This window comes from Burkholderia sp. L27(2015) (assembly GCF_009765705.1).
Taxonomy (GTDB): Bacteria; Pseudomonadota; Gammaproteobacteria; order Burkholderiales; family Burkholderiaceae; genus LMUX01.
The window spans coordinates 195,259-212,132 of the sequence record NZ_LMUX01000020.1; the positions used below are offsets into that span (position 1 = coordinate 195,259).

Consider the following 16,874-nt stretch of genomic DNA (forward strand, 5'->3'; position numbering starts at 1 on the left):
ACTGGACGTGATCGCGATTCTGTTGGTAATTTGGGATGCTGGCGCTACTGGCTTACATTCCTGCAGGCACGCGACGGTCGTTGCGAACCGCGGTTTGATCGCCTGTTGGACAACTGCATCGACATGCTGGGCCCGTGCGTGATTTTAAGTATCGTTTAATCATTCGATGGAATGCTTAGCGGCACTAAAACTACATGACCTCTGCCATGAAACGTCTACTTTGTTCCTCGCTGCTCGCTATGCTCCTGGCTGTGGTCGCGAACGCATCTTTTGCGTCTCCTGCGTCGCCGGTCGCAGGTAAGGACTATACGGTTCTTACCTCGGCGCAACCTGTCGATGTACCCGGCAAGATCGTGGTCACGGAATACATGTGGTACGGCTGCCCGCACTGCGCGGAATTCGATCCTTACCTTGAGGCATGGATCAAGAAGCAGGGGCCGGACGTGGTGTTCGAGCGGGTTCCTGTGGCTTTCAGGGACGATTTTGTACCGCATTCGCGCATGTTCCACGCGCTCGACCAACTGGGCGTGGTCTCCAAACTGACACCTGCAGTCTTTAACGAGATCAACGTAAAGAAGAACTATCTACTCACGCCCGATTCGCAGGCCGCCTTTTTCGCAACGCTGGGCGTCGACAAGACCCAATATTTGCAGGCGTATAACTCATTCGCTACGCAGAACGGGCTGCAACGCGATGCGCTGTTGATAAAGAATTACAACATCAACGCGACACCGACGCTTGCAGTGCAAGGGAAGTATGAAACCGGTCCGGGCGACACGGAGAGCCTGCCGGGGACCATACAAGTGCTCGACTATCTCGTTGGTTCTGTTCGAGCCAAGAAGATGTGACGCTGAGGTGCGACGTTGCTCCGTTCGGGTACGTCGCCAATAAAGCAAAAGGCGATTGATGCCCGCGCTCTTGATGGAATCCATCGGACGTCCGGGAACCAAGAAACCTGCAGCAAGCCCATTATTCCGAGTGCTATCAATGATTGCATTTTTTTGTGCAATTGATATCATTGATATCAATTAGTGCGGAGGGGCAAAAATGGCAAATCTCTTGGTTCGTGGAATTGATGATGCCTTGGTACAAAGCTTGCGCGAGCAGGCCGCTGCGCATGGTCGCAGTGCTGAGGCAGAGCATCGGGAAATTCTTGCCCGTGCGCTTCGCCATCCTAAAAAGCGATCGTTTGCCGAGGCGCTGATGAGTATGCCCGAGGTGGGGGAAGACGCGGACTTTGAACGAGTCGATGATTCGGACGGGGCCGCGCGTGTATTTGGTTGATACCAACGTTGTCAGCGAGATCAGGAAGAAGGAGCGAGCCAATAAAGGGGTTCGTGCCTTCTTCCGGAGAGCGGTCAAAGAGAACAGAGATTTGTACGTGTCGGTAGTCACTGTGGGCGAACTGCGACGCGGCGTAGAGATAATCCGGCATCGTGGCGACGTGGCGCAAACGGGCATTCTCGACGCGTGGCTGACAGCGATACTTGACGAGTTCGCGCAAAACATCCTGCCTGTCGACGAAGACATTGGGCAGTTGTGGGGGCGTCTACGCGTGCCGCATGCGGAGCATGCACTGGACAAGCTGATCGCCGCGACGGCGCTGATTCACGATCTGATTGTCGTGACACGAAACGTCGATGATTTCTCCTCGACGGGTGTTCGTCTGCTGAACCCATTTATTTGATCCGCAGATTTAGCTCACAGAAAAGATGCACGGGTGATTTGTTCACCTACTGATCGCCGCCGGTCGGGCTGTCGAATAAAAAAGGAAATTTGCATGCAGACCGTAGCGGTTCTGGACTTTGAAACGACCGGGTTGTCGCCGAATCAGGGTGACCGAGCCACGGAAATTGCCGTCATTCTTCTGCGTGACGGGCAAATCGTCGATCGCTTTCAGAGCTTGATGAATGCGGGCCGGCGCATCCCGTCCGATGTCGTGAGCCTGACGGGCATCACGAACGACATGATCGCATCGGCGCCCTCGGCGTCGAAGGTAATGCGTGAAGCGACTCAGTTCGTAGGCAAATATCCGGTCGTGGCCCATAACGCGGGCTTCGATAAAAGATTTTGGGCGGCTGAGCTGGCACTTCTCGGGATGTCCGCAGAGCATTCCTTCGCATGTACGATGCTCACGTCGAGGCGTATCTACCCGCACGCTCAAAGCCACCGGTTATCAAGCCTTGCGGAGATGCTGCGACTGCCCAAGACCGGGCGGGCACACAGGGCCATGGTCGATGCTGAGATGACGAGCCACCTATGGCATCGACTAAAAGACGATATCGCCCGAACTTACGGACTGGGCCAAGTCGATCACGCTCTAATGGCACGTGTGCAGACTACCAGCAAGGCTAAGGTTGCGACACTGCTGCGCTCGCTGGCTGACAGCTAGGGTTGTTGGCTCCGGCTTATTCGGGCAACGAAAAAAGCGGGCAACAAAAAAGCCGCAAACCTAATGGTTATGCGGCTTTCAGGACTTACCCGGAACAACTTCTTGTGTTACTTGGTGCCCAGAAGAGGACTCGAACCTCCACACCTTGCGGCGCATGGACCTGAACCATGTGCGTCTACCAATTCCGCCATCTGGGCACTGCTTCTTGCTGCTGCTCAACTGCTGAGAACGTAATTATAGCGAGCTGAATCGCGCTGTCAACAGTCTCATCGATTTCTCTTCTTTAATACGCGGCACTCGCATAACTCACGCTATCGAATCCAACGCGATAACAACTCACCCGCACAGTTAAATCACAGGATCCCGGTCTATTTATATATGCGGGTGATAGAATCAGGCGAACCTGCTAGCCGGGTAACTGGCGCGAGGCCAGTCGAATCTGGCCCGCTTCGCATAGATACGAGAAAATCATCGATAAGCCCTTGAGCAAATATCCGTACCCGATTCCGAGCCGGGAAGAAATCCTCGGCGTGCTGCGCACCACTGAAACCCCGCTCTCTGGTAGTGACATAGCCGAAGCGTTATCGATCAAGCGTCAAGAGCGTGAAGGATTCTTCAAGCGGCTCGCGGCGATGGAGCGAGACGGGCAGGTCCGTGTCGACAAAAAAGGCTATTTCCAGCTCACGCATCCGTCTAATTTTGTCGCCGGCCGAGTGCAGGGGCATCGCGATGGATTCGGTTTCCTGATTCGTGACGACGGCCAGGATGACCTGTTTCTCGCCAGCGGCGAGATGCAAAAGGTCATGCATAACGACCGCGTGCTCGCGCGCACCATCGGTTACGACCGACGCGGCCGTCCGGAAGGCCACATTGTCGAGGTCACCGATCGCGCCAATAAACAGGTGATCGGGCGTTTGCTCAACGAAAACGGCGTGCTGCTGGTTGCACCCGAAGACAAGCGCATCGGCCACGACATCCTGATTCCGCAAAGCTCCAAAGGCAAGGCGCGCGTGGGCCAAGTGGTCAGCGTCGAATTGACCGATTTTCCGAGCCGGCATTCGCAGCCGCTGGGCAAGGTCGTCGAAGTGCTCGGCGAGATCGACGATCCGGGCATGGAAATCGAAATTGCCGTGCGCAAATATGGCGTGCCGCACGAGTTCAGCATGGCCGCGATTCAACAGGCCTCGCAATTGCCCGATGAAGTTCGCGCAGTCGACCTGCGCGATCGGGTCGATTTGCGTGACGTGCCGCTGGTCACGATCGACGGCGAAGACGCGCGAGATTTCGATGACGCCGTTTACTGCGAGCCGATCAAGGTCGGGCGCGGCGATGGCTTCCGTTTGATCGTCGCCATCGCGGACGTGTCGCACTACGTCAAGCCGAACGATGCACTCGATATCGGCGCACTCGAACGCAGTACCTCGGTGTACTTTCCGCGCCGCGTGATTCCGATGCTGCCGGAAAAACTGTCGAATGGACTTTGCTCGCTCAACCCCGAGGTAGATCGCTGCGTGCTAGTGGCCGACATGGTGATTTCCGGGCGCGGCGAGATCAAGGCTTATCAGTTTTATTCGGCGGTAATGCATTCCGTCGCGCGCATGACCTACACCGAAGTGGCTGCAATGCTCGGCAATACCAAGGGTCCGGAAGCGGCGAAGCGTGCGGCTTTGCTGCCGCATCTGCAAAACCTCTATGGGGTTTATAAATCGCTGCTGCAATCGCGGCAGAAGCGCGGCGCCATCGATTTTGAAACGACCGAAACCTATATCGTCTGCAATGCACAGGGCAAGATCGAACAGATCGTGCCGCGTCAGCGCAACGACGCGCACAAGCTGATCGAGGAGTGCATGCTGGCCGCCAATGTGTGCGCGGCCGACCTGCTCAAGCGCCACAAGCATCCTGGCCTCTATCGTGTGCATGCGGGCCCGACTGAGGAAAAGCTGGCGAACTTGCGCAGTTTCCTGCGTGGTATCGGACTCACGCTAGGCGGCAACGAGAAGCCTCACGCGAGCGATTACGCGGCGTTGATGGCGCAAATCCGTACTCGCCCCGATGCGCCGATGTTGCAGACCATGATGCTGCGCTCGATGCAGCAGGCCGTGTACAGCCCCGATAACATCGGTCACTTCGGGCTGGCCTATGAAGCCTATGCCCACTTCACGAGCCCGATTCGCCGCTATCCCGACTTGCTCACGCACCGCGCGATACGCGCTGTGCTGGCCGGTCGTAAATACCAGCCCGAACTGAGCCAGAACGCCGAGCTCAACACGATGATCTCGCCGAGCGCGCGGCGCGCGCAACGCAGCGACGATGAGTCGCGTGGCCGAGCACGCTCGAATACGGCGATCTGGGAAGAGCTTGGCATGCACTGTTCGGCCAACGAACGCCGTGCCGACGAAGCGTCGCGCGATGTCGAGGCGTGGTTGAAGTGCTACTTCATGCGCGACAAACTCGGCGAGGAATATGGCGGCCGAGTCAGCGGCGTGACGACCTTCGGCATTTTCGTGCAACTCGACGCGCTTTTTATCGAGGGCTTGGTGCATGTGACCGAGTTGGGCTCCGACTATTTCGTGTACGACGAGATCAAGAACGAGTTGCGCGGTGAACGTACCGGCATACGCTATCGTTTGTCGGATCGCGTGCGGGTTCAGGTCAGCCGGGTCGATCTCGACGCCCGCAAGATCGATTTCCGATTGGTGCGCGATGCGCCGGTAAAAGCGCTCGCACGAGGTGGCGAGAAGAACGCGGCTGCCCCGGCAGTTGAAGGCGCGTCGTTGCGTGAGGCGGGGGCTAACGAGGCACCGCGCCACGCACGCAAGAAAGCGGCTGCGGCGCCCAGCGCCGACGTCAAGGCGGCCCGTGAACCGCGGTCTACCGGGCAGAAGCGCTCGGGACGTACTGCGCCAAGTGGTGGCGCGGCAACCGCGGCTAAAAAGCGCTCACGCAAAAAGTTCTAAGCGGCTTGACGTTGCACGCGTAAGGCGGACCCGGGCGAGATCCCGGGTTTCTGCCATTTGGTGCGGCATATTGTGCTGCAACGCGTGCCCTCACTCATGGCGTTGCCTATCATGGCGCTATATCGCTACGGTGCGCTGCGTCGGGCTAGGGCGGCGCGCGACATTCATTTTTATCGTATTCCTGAAGGAAGTAGGTCATGGCACATCTCAAAGTTTTATACGGTTTTCATGCCGTCACCGCACGTTTGCGCCACGACGCCAGTGGCATTGAAGAGATTCTGTACGATCCGACGAGGCGCGACCGCCGCATGGTCGACTTCCTGGCAACGGCCAAGGCGGCCGGCGTGCGGCTCATGGCAGCCGACCCGGCGCGGCTCCAGGGGCTTACCGGCAACGACCGCCACCAGGGTGTGGTGGCGCGGGCGGCCGACGTACCGTTGGCGATGAATCTGGCTGAGTTGCTCGATTCACTCAGTGGGCCGGCATTGCTGCTGGTGCTGGACGGTGTGACCGATCCGCATAATCTCGGCGCATGCCTGCGCGTGGCCGACGCGGCTGGCGCGCACGCGGTGATCGCGCCGCGCGATCGCGCCGTGGGGCTCAACGCGACCGCGGCCAAGGTGGCCAGCGGAGCCGCTGAAACCATGCCCTATATCACGGTGACCAATCTGGCCCGCGCCTTGCGCGAGATTCAGGAAGCGGGAGTCTGGGTGATAGGCACCGACGACCAGGCGCCGGCTAGCCTGTTCCAAACCAAACTCGACGGCCCGGTGGCTATCGTGATGGGCGCGGAAGGCGAGGGGATGCGTCGTTTGACGCGCGATACTTGCGATAACCTGATGCATATCCCCATGCAGGGCAGTGTCGAAAGCCTGAACGTGTCGGTGGCGAGCGGGGTATGCCTGTTCGAAGCGGTGCGGCAGCGGTTGGGGCCGATCAAGGGCTAATAAAAGAGCATCGATCGCCAGTAGATTTCAGCTCTTTCTCGACGTCTTCGGTCTTCGCAACGAATGGCGTTGGAATCTGCTGAACCTGCTCGCTCCCGCACGTTTTGTGCAAGCGAGCAAGGCAAAGTCAGCCGAATAAGATTGATAACAATGTCACACTTCCTGCGACTCTCGCTCAGCGCTTCTCGTTGCCGGCGAAGTCACGGTGGTGTCGAGCAGATTCTGCAAAGCCTCCAATCGCTGGCGGTCCGGTACGCTCAGATCGGTGCGCTGTAGCAGGGAGTCTATGCTTTCTACCCAATAGTCTCGGTGCATCAGCCACGGATGGCAATTGAGAACGGTACGAACCCTCTCTAGTTGCGCGATCTCGATTCTAATTTGGTTCATGGCGACTTTTACCGTTAGCGAACTCACTAATCAGACTTTCGGCTGTTGAGCGAGAAACTTTAGGCAAGTTAGGGATAACGATAGGCCGACGCGCGAGATCGGCTGTGCCTTGCACCGCCGGCTGTCACAGTGAAGTGGTATGTCGGAGCGGCGGCCATACCGTTCCGGCCGGTGGGTTTGCAGGGCTACAATCATCCATCGGGTGCGAATTAGCGCCGGCCATGGGGTGACGGGCCAGCAAAGGAGCATGGTCGATGTGGTCGCGAATGAGGTCCGGCATGCGCTGGAGACGCGTTGCAATCACGGTGGCGGTCGTCATCGCCGGCCTGATCGTCGTCGGGCGGCTCACCGGCGTCGTGGTCGACTGGCTGTGGTTTTCTTCGATCGGCTATGTCGACGTCTTTTGGACAATCCTTTCCACCCAAGCGCTCCTGTTTGTCGCCGTGTTCGCCGCCTCGGCGGGCACCATGTGGGTGTCGGGATTCCTGGCGCATCGCTGCGCGAGGAGCCGCGGTGCTTGGCCAGCGCGGGCAGTCCGTTCGTCGGGCACGCTGCGGGTCGTAAGCGAGCTGGGGGAGCAGGTTGCGCCGCGCATTCCGTGGCGCTCCAGCATCGCTGGCGCCGCCGTTTTCCTTGGGCTGCTTATCGCCGTGGGCGAAATCTCGAATTGGGACGTGGCGCTTCGCTTTCTTCATCAGGTGCCCTTTGGCGAACGCGATCCGATCTTCGGCAAGGACATCGGCTTTTATCTCTTCTCGCTGCCCGCCTACGTTGCACTCAAGAATTGGCTGCTGCAACTGCTTTTCTGCAGCGCGGTCATTGCGGCCGTGGTCTACGGGCTGCGCGGCGACATCCTGCTAGAGCGGTCGTCGCGGCGACTCTCGCCCGCCGCTACCGCTCATGCTTCGGCACTGCTCGGTTTGTTCTTTGTGCTGAAGGCTTGGTCTTATGGGCTGGACCGCTTTCTGCTGCTCTATGGCGACAACGGTGTCGTGGTCGGCGCCGGCTATACCGATATCCATGTCGAGCTGCCGGTCCTGTGGCTACTCGCCGCACTCGCCATTGCCGCATCCGTCACCTCGTGGGCCAATATGCGCTGGCGCAGCTACGGAATTTCTGTCGGCTCGGTGCTGCTCGTGTTCGGCAGCTCGTTAGCGTTCGGCCTGATCTATCCGGCGCTGTTCCAGCGCTTCTATGTCAAGCCGAGCGAGCTACAGTTGGAGACGCCCTATATCGAGCACAATATCGCGCTGACACGGCAGGCCTACGGTCTGGAGCGGATCGCGGTAAAACCGTTTCCGGCCGAGCAGGGGCTGAATCTCGCCTCGCTGCAGGCCAATCGCGCGACGATCGACAACATCCGCCTGTGGGATGTGCAGCCGCTGATGGATACCTACGCGCAGTTGCAGGAAATCAGGACTTACTACAAATTCCTCGCCGTGGACATCGACCGCTACCCGCTTGACGCCGGTTACCGGCAGGTGATGCTGTCGGCGCGCGAGCTGGAACCGACGATGCTTGCGGAGAACGCCCAGACCTGGGTGAATCAGCATCTCCTATTCACTCACGGCAACGGCGTGGTGATGTCGCCGGTCACCGAGAAATCCACTGAGGGCTTACCTTTCCTGTATCTGAAGGATATCCCGCCCGTCGCCAACGGTGGGCCGGCCATCCAGGAACCGCGCATCTATTTCGGTGGAGGCGATCCTGGCTACGTCATCGTGAACGGCAGCGTACCCGAATTCGACTACCCGAAGGGAGAGGACAACGCCTACACCACTTACAGCGGGCGCGACGGTATCGCCATCGGCAGCATGGCGCGACGCGGCCTCTTCGCCTGGCAGCTTGACGACCCCAACATCCTGCTGACTGGCTACATCACGGACAAGAGCCGGATCCTGCTGCACCGTAACATTCAGGACCGCGTGCGCACGATTGCCCCGTTCCTTAGCCTAGACCACGACCCCTATATCGTCGTGAGCGACGGGCGCCTTTTCTGGATGCAGGACGCCTATACCACCAGCGGCTGGTTCCCCTATGCCCAGCCGGGTAACGGCGACGGCACCAATTACATCCGCAACGCGGTCAAGGTGGTGATCGATGCGTATAGCGGCACGGTCGACTTCTATGTCAGCGATCCTGCCGATCCTATCCTGCGGACGTACCAGCGCATTTTCCCTGGGCTATTCAAGCCTTTGCAGGCGATGCCACAAGACCTGCGGCAGCATATCCGCTATCCAGAAGATCTGTTCTTGATCCAGGCGCGACTCTACCGCGCGTACCATATGGAAGCGCCGGAAGTCTTCTATAACCGTGAGGATCTCTGGCAGTTCCCCCGAGGGTTGGCCGGCATCGATGGTGGGAATACTCCCGGCACGCCGATGACGCCGTACTACATGATCATGCGGCTGCCTGGGGAGCCGCGCGCCGAGTTCGTGCTCATGCTGCCGATGGTGCCCAGCCAGCGCGAAAATATGATCGCCTGGCTGGCGGCGCGTTGCGATTCGCCTGAGTACGGCAAGCTCATTGTCTACGCCTTCCCCAAGGATAAGCTGGTCTATGGGCCGTTCCAGATCGAGGCGCGCATCCAGCAGAATACCGAGATCTCGCAGCAGATCTCGCTGTGGAACCAGATGGGCTCGCGCGTCATTCGCGGCAATCTCCTGGTCGTGCCGATCGAGAACTCGATCCTTTACGTTTCGCCGCTCTACTTGCGCGCGGCGTCCGGTCAGTTGCCCGAGTTGAAGCGGGTAATCGCCGCCTATGGTGACCGCGTGGTGATGAAGGAGACCTTGGGCGCAGCCTTGGCGGCACTCTTTGAGGAGGCCACCCCGGTGGCATCGCTGTCCCCGGGCACGGCAGACGCGCGTGCCCGCGAGGCACTGGCTCATTATGAGCGGGCCATCGAGCGATTGAAGGCGGGGGATTGGAGCGGTTTCGGCTCGGAACTCGATGCTCTGCGGCCACTGCTGGAGGCACTCGGCGCTGGCCGCCCCGAGAATCAGAAGTGACTCGAGTGGGTCGGCGTTACTTCCTCTCGGCACTGGGCTAAAATGTCGGCCAATAGGGTCTTTTCGGCATTGCGGTTCGTAGGATGCTATGCCCGATCCATTCACGACACGTAGGTTGCACTCATGACTCAAGACGAACTCAAACAACTGGTCGGCCGCGCCGCAGCCGACCTCGTGCGCGCCCATGTGGCTGCCGGCAGCATCATAGGCGTGGGCACCGGCTCTACCGCGAACTGCTTTATCGACGCGCTGGCGCTCGACAAATCACATTATCGCGGCGCAGTATCGAGCTCCGAAGCCACCACGCTGCGCCTGCATCGACATGGCATTACGGTTTTCGATTTGAACGATGTCGATGAACTCAGCATGTACGTGGACGGTGCCGATGAAATCAACCATGCCGGTCACATGATCAAGGGCGGCGGCGGGGCACTCACGCGCGAGAAAATCGTGGCGTCGGTCGCCAAGCAATTTGTCTGCATCGCCGATGCATCCAAGCAGGTCGAAGTGATGGGGCGGTTCCCGTTGCCGGTCGAAGTGGTGCCGATGGCGCGCGCGGCCGTCCTGCGTCGCCTGAAGGCGTTGGGCGGCGAGCCGGTGCTACGTGTGCATGCCGATGGCGCCGTGTACATTACCGATAACGGTAACGAGATCCTGGACGTCAAGGGTTTGCAAATCACCGATCCAGTGGCGCTGGAAGTGCAGGTCAATAGTTGGCCCGGCGTCGTGACGGTAGGGCTGTTCGCCCAGCGCGGTGCTGATCTGTGCTTGCTTGGCACCGAGCATGGCGTCGCGCGTATCGATTATCCGAGGGCTTGAGGTTAGCAAAACGCCGGCATCTAGCCGGCGTTTTTTCGCGCAACAAGCGCTTGCATTAAAGCCCGAGCCGACCTAACACCAGCTCCAGTCGCAATCAGTTAGGCGACGGCGGCACATAACCTTGTGCGGTATCGGCGCCTTCGCCGAAGAAGAACTTTTCGGTCTGCTTGATCAAGTACTGGCGAGCGCGCGGATCGGCCATATTCAAACGGTTTTCATTGATCAGCATCGTCTGCTGCTTGAGCCATTCCTGCCAGGCTTCCTTCGATACACTTTCATAAATGCGCTGACCGAGTGCGCCCGGCACCGGTGGGAAATCCAGGCCTTCTGCGTCTTTATCCAGCTTTGCGCAATGAACGATACGCGCCATTTTTGACCTCTCTTTGTTTAACTTGATAATTAAGCGGCACAGGCCGAACCCGACTTGCGGGTCCGGTCGGACCAGTGAAATTTACAGGGCTTTCATCAGCACCAGCGATTTGCGTTGCCAGTTATAAAGACGGCGACGGTCTTCGGGCAAATCGTCCACGGTGGCTTTGACAAAACCGCGCTTGAGGAACCAGTGCTCGGTGCGGGTGGTCAGCACGAAAATACGCGTCAGGCCGCGCGCGCGGGCGCGTTGCTCGATGCGCTTGAGCAGTCGCTCGCCGTCGCCGGCGCCTTGGGCATCGGGCGACACCGTCAGGCAAGCCATTTCGCCCAGTTTTTCCTGCGGGTAGGGATAGAGTGCGGCACAACCGAACAACACGCCATCGTGCTCGATTACGGAGAAATGATCGATATCGCGTTCGATCTGATGGCGATCGCGCCGCACCAACGTGCCGTCCATTTCCAGCGGCTCAATCAACATCAGGATACCGCCGACGTCGTCGGGCGTGGCTTCGCGCAAGCTTTCCAGGTTTTCGTACGAGATCATGGTGCCGACCCCGTCATGCGAAAACAGTTCGAGCAAAATGCTGCCGTCCAGCGAGAACGGGATAATGTGCGCACGCGGCACACCACCGCGCGCGGCACGGATCGCATGTTTGAGATAAAAGCCGGCATCGTCCTCGAGCGAGCTCGAATCGTGAATGCGCTGGGCTTCATCGAGCGACAGTTCGTGCAGCAGTTCGCCGCTGGTGTCCACGATACCCGGCGTCTCGGTAATGAAAATCAATTTGTCGGCGCGCAAGGCAATCGCGGCGGACGAAGCGACATCTTCCATGGACAAGTTGAATGCTTCGCCGGTCGGCGAAAATCCCAGCGGCGAGAGCAGCACGATCTTGCGGCTGGATAGCGAGTGACGAATCGATTCGGCGTCGATCTTGCGCACCACGCCGGTGTGCTGGAAATCGATGCCGTCGAGTATGCCCACTGGGCGAGCCGTGACGAAGTTGCCCGATACCATGCTCATGCGCGCATGCGCCATGGGCGTATTGGGCAAGCCTTGGCTAATCGCCGCTTCGATATCGAGACGCACTTCGCCGGCAGCTTCCTTGGACGATTCGAGCGCGCTGGCATCGGTAATGCGCATACCATGCGAAAACTCGGATTCCACTTGGCGCAGCCGCATTTGCTCCTCGACTTGCGGTCGGGAGCCATGCACGAGGACAATTTGCATCCCCATGGCATGCAAGAGCGCGATATCCTGCACCAATAGATTCAGCATGCCGTCCTGCACCAGTTCGCCGCCGAACGCGACGACAAAGGTTTTATTGCGGAAGGCATGGATATACGGCGCTACCGAGCGCAACCACTCGACGAACTGAGCCTGCTGAAATGACTCGGTGTCGGGAACAAGGTCAATTTGTGAATTCATGGCCGGATTATAATGCGCCCCCATGCCGAATGTAGCCAAACCCACTATTCCTGATAATTTGCCTGACGCGATACAGCAACGCGAAGACGGCGCGCCGAGCGCGCCGCAACCGTCCGACGACTTGCCCGAGGCCGCTCACACGCCGTCCGGCGGCCGTGCCGAGCTTTCAGCCGCCGGTGCGCAGAGCGCGCCCAAGCCCGAACGCCCCGCACGCGAGCGATCCGAAGGCGGTCGACGTGGGCCGCCGGCGGCGCCCAATCCAGTACCCACCATCACTTTTCCGGAAGCGCTGCCGGTTTCCGCGCGCCGTGAGGAGATCGCGCGCGCGATTGCGGGCCATCAAGTGGTCATCGTCAGCGGAGAAACCGGTTCGGGCAAGACCACCCAGTTGCCGAAAATCTGCCTGACCCTGGGGCGTGGCATAGGGGTCGGCGGCAAGGGTCTGATCGGCCATACGCAGCCGCGACGAATTGCCGCAAGCGCGACCGCGCGACGCATCGCCGAGGAGCTCGGTACGCCATTTGGCGAAGTGGTCGGCTACAAAGTCCGTTTCAACGACAATCTGGCCGCCGGTGCGTCAGTCAAACTCATGACGGACGGTATTCTGCTCGCCGAGACCACCTCGGACCCGCTGCTGCGCGCCTACGACACGCTGATCATCGACGAGGCGCATGAGCGCAGCCTGAATATCGATTTCCTGCTCGGCTATCTGAAGGAAATTCTGCCGCGTCGGCCTGATTTAAAGCTGATTATCACCTCGGCAACCATCGATGCCGATCGTTTCGCGCGCCATTTCGGCAGCGCCGATAAGCCGGCACCCGTCATCGAGGTGAGCGGCCGTCTGTTTCCGGTGGAGCAGCGCTATCGGCCAGTCATGCAGCCACTAAGCCAACCGCCGCAGAAAACGGCCGATGGCACAAAAGCCAAGCCGGATGGCACACGCACCGCGCGCGAAAGCGACGGCGCGCCGCGCAGTTCGCGAGACGGCGATCGTGATCTGATCAACGCGATCACCGACGCGGTCGACGAACTCAGTCGCGAAGGCCCGGGCGACGTGCTGGTCTTTCTCCCCGGCGAACGCGAAATTCGTGAGGCGGCAGAAGCGCTGCGCAAGCACCATCCGCCGCATACCGAAATCCTGCCGCTATTCGCGCGCCTTTCCGCCACGGAACAAGAACGCGTGTTCAAAACGTCGAATACACGTCGCATCGTCCTGGCCACCAACGTCGCGGAGACGTCGCTGACCGTGCCTGGGATCCGCTATGTGGTCGATAGCGGGCTGGCGCGCGTGAAACGCTACTCGTATCGCAACAAGGTCGAGCAACTGCAAATCGAACCGATTTCGCAGGCTGCGGCCAATCAGCGCGCGGGGCGATGCGGTCGCGTTGCCGACGGTATTTGCATACGCCTCTACGAAGAAAGCGATTTCCAGAGCCGCGTGCGGTTCACCGATCCTGAGATCCTGCGCTCCTCACTCGCGGCGGTGATTCTGCGTATGAAGTCGCTGCGCCTGACCGAGATCGAGACGTTTCCTTTTATCGAGCCGCCGCCGGGCCGCGCGATCGCAGATGGCTATCAATTGCTCAACGAGCTGGGCGCCGTCGACGACAACAACCAGCTCACGCCGACCGGCCGCGAGCTGGCGCGCTTGCCGTTGGACCCGCGTATCGGCCGCATGATCCTGGCCGCACGCGAGCAGGGCGCGCTCAAGGAAATGCTGATCATTGCGAGCGCTTTGTCTGTGCAGGACCCGCGCGATCGCCCCGCCGAAGCGCAGCAAGCGGCCGATCAGGCGCACAAGCAATTCGCCGACGAACGCTCGGAATTCCTCGCATGGCTGAAAATCTGGGCCTGGTTCGAGGAGGCGCTGACGCACAAGAAATCGAATCGCCTGCTGGCGGAACAGTGCCGCGCGCATTTCCTCTCGCCCACACGCTTGCGCGAATGGCGCGACGTGCATAGCCAGTTGCTGACCGTGGTGCGCGAAATGGGCTGGCGCCTGGGCGAAAGCGAGGCCACCTTCGAGCAGATCCATATGTCCCTGCTGGCAGGCTTGCTCGGCAATATCGGCCTGAAGGCAGAGGACGATCCGCACTATCTGGGCGCGCGCAACATCAAGTTTTATATCTGGCCTGGCTCGACGCTGGTGAAAAAAGCCGGCAAATGGGTGATGGCTGCCGAGCTGGTCGAGACGAGCCGGCTGTTTGCACGGTGTTTGGCGCGCATCGAGCCGCAGTGGTTGGAGCGCGTCGGCGCGCATCTGCTGCGTAAGTCGTTGTCCGAGCCGCATTGGGAAAAAAAATCGTCGCAGGTGGTGGCGTTCGAACGGGCCGTGCTGCACGGTCTGCCCGTGTACCAACGTCGACGGGTGAGTTTTGGCGAACAGGATCCGGCGCGGGCGCGCGAGATTTTTATACGCAGCGCGCTGGTGGAGGGCGAGTTCGAGACGCGTTTGCCGTTTTTCGCGCACAACCGCAAGCTGGTGGCCGATATCGAGCAGCTCGAACACAAATCGCGGCGGCAGGACGTGTTGGTTGACGACGAACTGATCTTTGCCTTTTACGATCAAGGTGTGCCGGCAGGCATACACACGGGCGTCGATTTTCATAAATGGTACGAGTCGGCGTCGCGGCTTGCGGAAAACCAGCAGGAAAAGCCCGCCGCTGCAAGCTCCGGGAACGGGCGGCCGGCGTCGCGGCAGCAGGGGACGCGCCTGCTGTTCTTGAACCGCGACGACCTGATGCGACACGAAGCGGCCGGGATTACCACGGACCTGTTCCCGAAGAAAGTGACGCTGGCTGGCGTCGAAATGGCACTGGCGTATCACTTCGAACCCGGTTCGCCACGTGACGGGGTCACGCTTTCAGTGCCCCTGTTCTCGCTCAATCAGATCGACGCGCGGCGCAGCGAGTGGCTGGTGCCGGGCATGCTGAAAGAAAAAGCGCAATTGCTGCTCAAGACCTTGCCGCAAAAACTGCGTCGTCATTGCGTGCCTTTGCCCGATTACGCAGCGGGTTTTGCCGTGCGGGCTTCGGCCGCACAAGCGAGCGGACCGGCCGTGCGCGGCGGCTTGATCGAAGCGCTGATCGCCGATATTCGCAGTGAAACCCAGCTCGCGGTCAAGAGTTCGGATTTCAAGCTCGAAGCCTTGCCTGCACACCTCTTCATGAATTTCAAAGTGGTGGACGAGCATGGCCGGCAATTGGCGATGGGGCGTAATCTGGCCCAATTGCGCAGTGAACTCGGCGGCCAGGCGCAGCAGGTATTTCAGAAACTGGCTGCAGGCGCAGTGGGACGCGAAAACGACGCGGCATCGGCAGCCGCGTCGGCGCTGTCGGGCGCGCTGGGATCCGCGGCCGCACAAACAGCCGCACAGACAGGATCCGCCACTACAACCTCAAACGGTCGTCACGGCAAGCCTGCGGGCGTCGCGGGACGTAACCCTGCCACGTCGACGAGTGCGTCTGCCGGCATCGTGGACGGGGCTAATGCCTCGTCAACCGCGCTCTATCAGCAACTCACCAACTGGAGTTTCGGCAAACTGCCCGAATTGCTGGAAATCCGACGCGGCGACCAGACGTTGTTCGGCTATCCGGCCCTGGTTGACCGCAACACCCATTGCGACGTTGAAGTATTCGATTCGCCGGAAGAGGCCGCACGCATTCATCGGGCAGGGCTACGGCGTTTGTTTGCACTGCAGTTGCGCGAGCCGATCCGTTTTCTGGAGAAGAATATTCCCGGCCTGCAGCAGATGGTGCTGCATTTCATGGCACTTGGCACGCAAGAGGAACTGCGCGACCAAATCGTGGCGACCACACTGGACCGCGCTTGCCTGCAAGATCCATTGCCAGTGGACGAAGCGAGTTTTCTACTGCGGCGCGACGAAGGGCGCGCTCGCTTGAGCCTGCTGGCACAGGAAATTGCGCGTCTGGCCACCACCATACTGAGCGAATACGCGAGCGTGGGCAAAAAGATCGCCCAGGCCAAAACGTTTTCGACCGCGTACGCCGATATGCAGCAGCAAATCGCGCAATTGATGACGCGACGCTTTTTGATCGAGACCCCATACGCGCAACTGACGCATTTTCCACGTTATCTGAAGGCAATTGGCTTGCGAATCGACAAGCTGAAGGCGGATCCCGCTCGCGATCAGCGCGCACAGGCCGAACTGCAGCCGCTCGCGCAAAGCTACCAGCGCTTGGCGGTGCAGCGCCGAGACATCGCGGACCCGCGTATGAGCGAATTTCGCTGGTTATTGGAAGAATTGCGCGTATCGCTGTTCGCGCAGGAACTACGCACGCCGATGCCAGTCTCCGTGAAGCGTCTGCAAAAAATCTGGGATGCGCTGCAGCGATGAGATATCGGGGAATGTGCAGAAAACACTTGATGTGTGCGTGCACCGTCGAGCATCTGATGCGTTAAAACACTTACAATGGATCACTATCTTGAAATGAAAGCATATGCATAAAATTGTAACGACGGGACTGGCAGCTTTGAGCGCCTTCAAAGGCGCTTGCCGCCTCATCGTGGAACGCCTGCTGGGCCGTCCTGTCGCGGGTACGC

General features: G+C 59.7%; 12 protein-coding genes and 1 tRNA gene. 9 read left to right on the top strand and 4 right to left on the bottom strand.

Features of this window, described 5'->3' with window-relative positions; genetic code table 11:
• Positions 1 to 206: 206 nt before the first annotated feature.
• From GSQ77_RS17875 to GSQ77_RS17890, 4 genes are all read left to right on the top strand, one after another.
• Positions 207 to 848 (top strand): thiol:disulfide interchange protein DsbA/DsbL, encoded by a 642-nt coding sequence (locus GSQ77_RS17875; RefSeq protein WP_158904120.1) that lies wholly within the window; start codon positions 207 to 209, stop codon positions 846 to 848.
• A 199-nt stretch (positions 849 to 1,047) separates the two neighbouring features.
• Complete coding sequence (locus GSQ77_RS17880; RefSeq protein ID WP_158904121.1) at positions 1,048 to 1,284, top strand: DNA-binding protein; 237 nt, start codon at positions 1,048 to 1,050, stop codon at positions 1,282 to 1,284.
• Positions 1,271 to 1,687, top strand: coding sequence for a type II toxin-antitoxin system VapC family toxin (locus tag GSQ77_RS17885; protein WP_158904122.1), 417 nt, complete (start codon positions 1,271 to 1,273; stop codon positions 1,685 to 1,687). The genes GSQ77_RS17880 and GSQ77_RS17885 overlap by 14 nt, the downstream gene beginning before the upstream one ends.
• A gap of 93 nt (positions 1,688 to 1,780) precedes the next feature.
• Entirely contained in the window at positions 1,781 to 2,392 is a 612-nt protein-coding gene (locus tag GSQ77_RS17890; protein ID WP_158904123.1) for a PolC-type DNA polymerase III, read from the top strand.
• 112 nt (positions 2,393 to 2,504) lie between these two features.
• Here GSQ77_RS17890 and GSQ77_RS17895 read toward each other — a convergent pair.
• Positions 2,505 to 2,589: transfer RNA gene (locus GSQ77_RS17895), tRNA-Leu, on the bottom strand.
• A gap of 285 nt (positions 2,590 to 2,874) precedes the next feature.
• On the opposite strand from GSQ77_RS17895, the gene rnr reads away from it, so the two are divergent.
• Together rnr and rlmB are read left to right on the top strand one after the other, a co-directional pair.
• Entirely contained in the window at positions 2,875 to 5,349 is a 2,475-nt protein-coding gene (gene rnr, locus GSQ77_RS17900) for a ribonuclease R (protein ID WP_158904124.1), read from the top strand.
• A 197-nt stretch (positions 5,350 to 5,546) separates the two neighbouring features.
• Positions 5,547 to 6,296 (top strand): 23S rRNA (guanosine(2251)-2'-O)-methyltransferase RlmB, encoded by a 750-nt coding sequence (rlmB, locus tag GSQ77_RS17905; RefSeq protein ID WP_158904125.1) that lies wholly within the window; start codon positions 5,547 to 5,549, stop codon positions 6,294 to 6,296.
• A gap of 153 nt (positions 6,297 to 6,449) precedes the next feature.
• Here the strand turns inward: rlmB and GSQ77_RS17910 are convergent, their stop codons facing one another.
• Positions 6,450 to 6,683, bottom strand: a complete 234-nt coding sequence (locus tag GSQ77_RS17910; RefSeq protein ID WP_158904126.1) for a hypothetical protein — start codon at positions 6,681 to 6,683, stop codon at positions 6,450 to 6,452.
• A 254-nt stretch (positions 6,684 to 6,937) separates the two neighbouring features.
• Between GSQ77_RS17910 and GSQ77_RS17915 the strand changes: the two genes are divergently transcribed.
• Complete coding sequence (locus GSQ77_RS17915) at positions 6,938 to 9,694, top strand: UPF0182 family protein (protein ID WP_158904127.1); 2,757 nt, start codon at positions 6,938 to 6,940, stop codon at positions 9,692 to 9,694.
• 123 nt (positions 9,695 to 9,817) lie between these two features.
• Complete coding sequence (rpiA, locus tag GSQ77_RS17920; protein WP_158904128.1) at positions 9,818 to 10,513, top strand: ribose-5-phosphate isomerase RpiA; 696 nt, start codon at positions 9,818 to 9,820, stop codon at positions 10,511 to 10,513.
• A 94-nt stretch (positions 10,514 to 10,607) separates the two neighbouring features.
• Here the strand turns inward: rpiA and GSQ77_RS17925 are convergent, their stop codons facing one another.
• On the bottom strand, positions 10,608 to 10,883 hold the full coding sequence (locus tag GSQ77_RS17925) for an oxidative damage protection protein (protein WP_158904129.1): 276 nt from the start codon (positions 10,881 to 10,883) through the stop codon (positions 10,608 to 10,610).
• Between the two features lie 81 nt (positions 10,884 to 10,964).
• Positions 10,965 to 12,311 carry an amino-acid N-acetyltransferase gene (gene argA / locus GSQ77_RS17930; protein WP_158904130.1) on the bottom strand — a complete coding sequence of 449 codons (1,347 nt, stop codon included), beginning with the start codon at positions 12,309 to 12,311 and terminating at the stop codon, positions 10,965 to 10,967.
• A 22-nt stretch (positions 12,312 to 12,333) separates the two neighbouring features.
• Between argA and hrpA the strand changes: the two genes are divergently transcribed.
• Complete coding sequence (gene hrpA / locus GSQ77_RS17935) at positions 12,334 to 16,668, top strand: ATP-dependent RNA helicase HrpA (protein ID WP_158904131.1); 4,335 nt, start codon at positions 12,334 to 12,336, stop codon at positions 16,666 to 16,668.
• The last annotated feature ends 206 nt before the right edge of the window (positions 16,669 to 16,874 follow it).

Bases quoted from the DNA above. Each gene is read 5' to 3' on its own strand.
- GSQ77_RS17875 (WP_158904120.1), top strand. From the start codon at position 207: ATGAAACGTCTACTTTGTTCCTCGCTGCTCGCTATGCTCCTGGCTGTG.
- GSQ77_RS17880 (WP_158904121.1), top strand. From the start codon at position 1,048: ATGGCAAATCTCTTGGTTCGTGGAATTGATGATGCCTTGGTACAAAGC.
- GSQ77_RS17890 (WP_158904123.1), top strand. From the start codon at position 1,781: ATGCAGACCGTAGCGGTTCTGGACTTTGAAACGACCGGGTTGTCGCCG.
- rlmB (WP_158904125.1), top strand. From the start codon at position 5,547: ATGGCACATCTCAAAGTTTTATACGGTTTTCATGCCGTCACCGCACGT.
- GSQ77_RS17910 (WP_158904126.1), bottom strand. From the start codon at position 6,683: ATGAACCAAATTAGAATCGAGATCGCGCAACTAGAGAGGGTTCGTACC.
- GSQ77_RS17915 (WP_158904127.1), top strand. From the start codon at position 6,938: ATGTGGTCGCGAATGAGGTCCGGCATGCGCTGGAGACGCGTTGCAATC.
- rpiA (WP_158904128.1), top strand. From the start codon at position 9,818: ATGACTCAAGACGAACTCAAACAACTGGTCGGCCGCGCCGCAGCCGAC.
- GSQ77_RS17925 (WP_158904129.1), bottom strand. From the start codon at position 10,883: ATGGCGCGTATCGTTCATTGCGCAAAGCTGGATAAAGACGCAGAAGGC.
- argA (WP_158904130.1), bottom strand. From the start codon at position 12,311: ATGAATTCACAAATTGACCTTGTTCCCGACACCGAGTCATTTCAGCAG.
- hrpA (WP_158904131.1), top strand. From the start codon at position 12,334: ATGCCGAATGTAGCCAAACCCACTATTCCTGATAATTTGCCTGACGCG.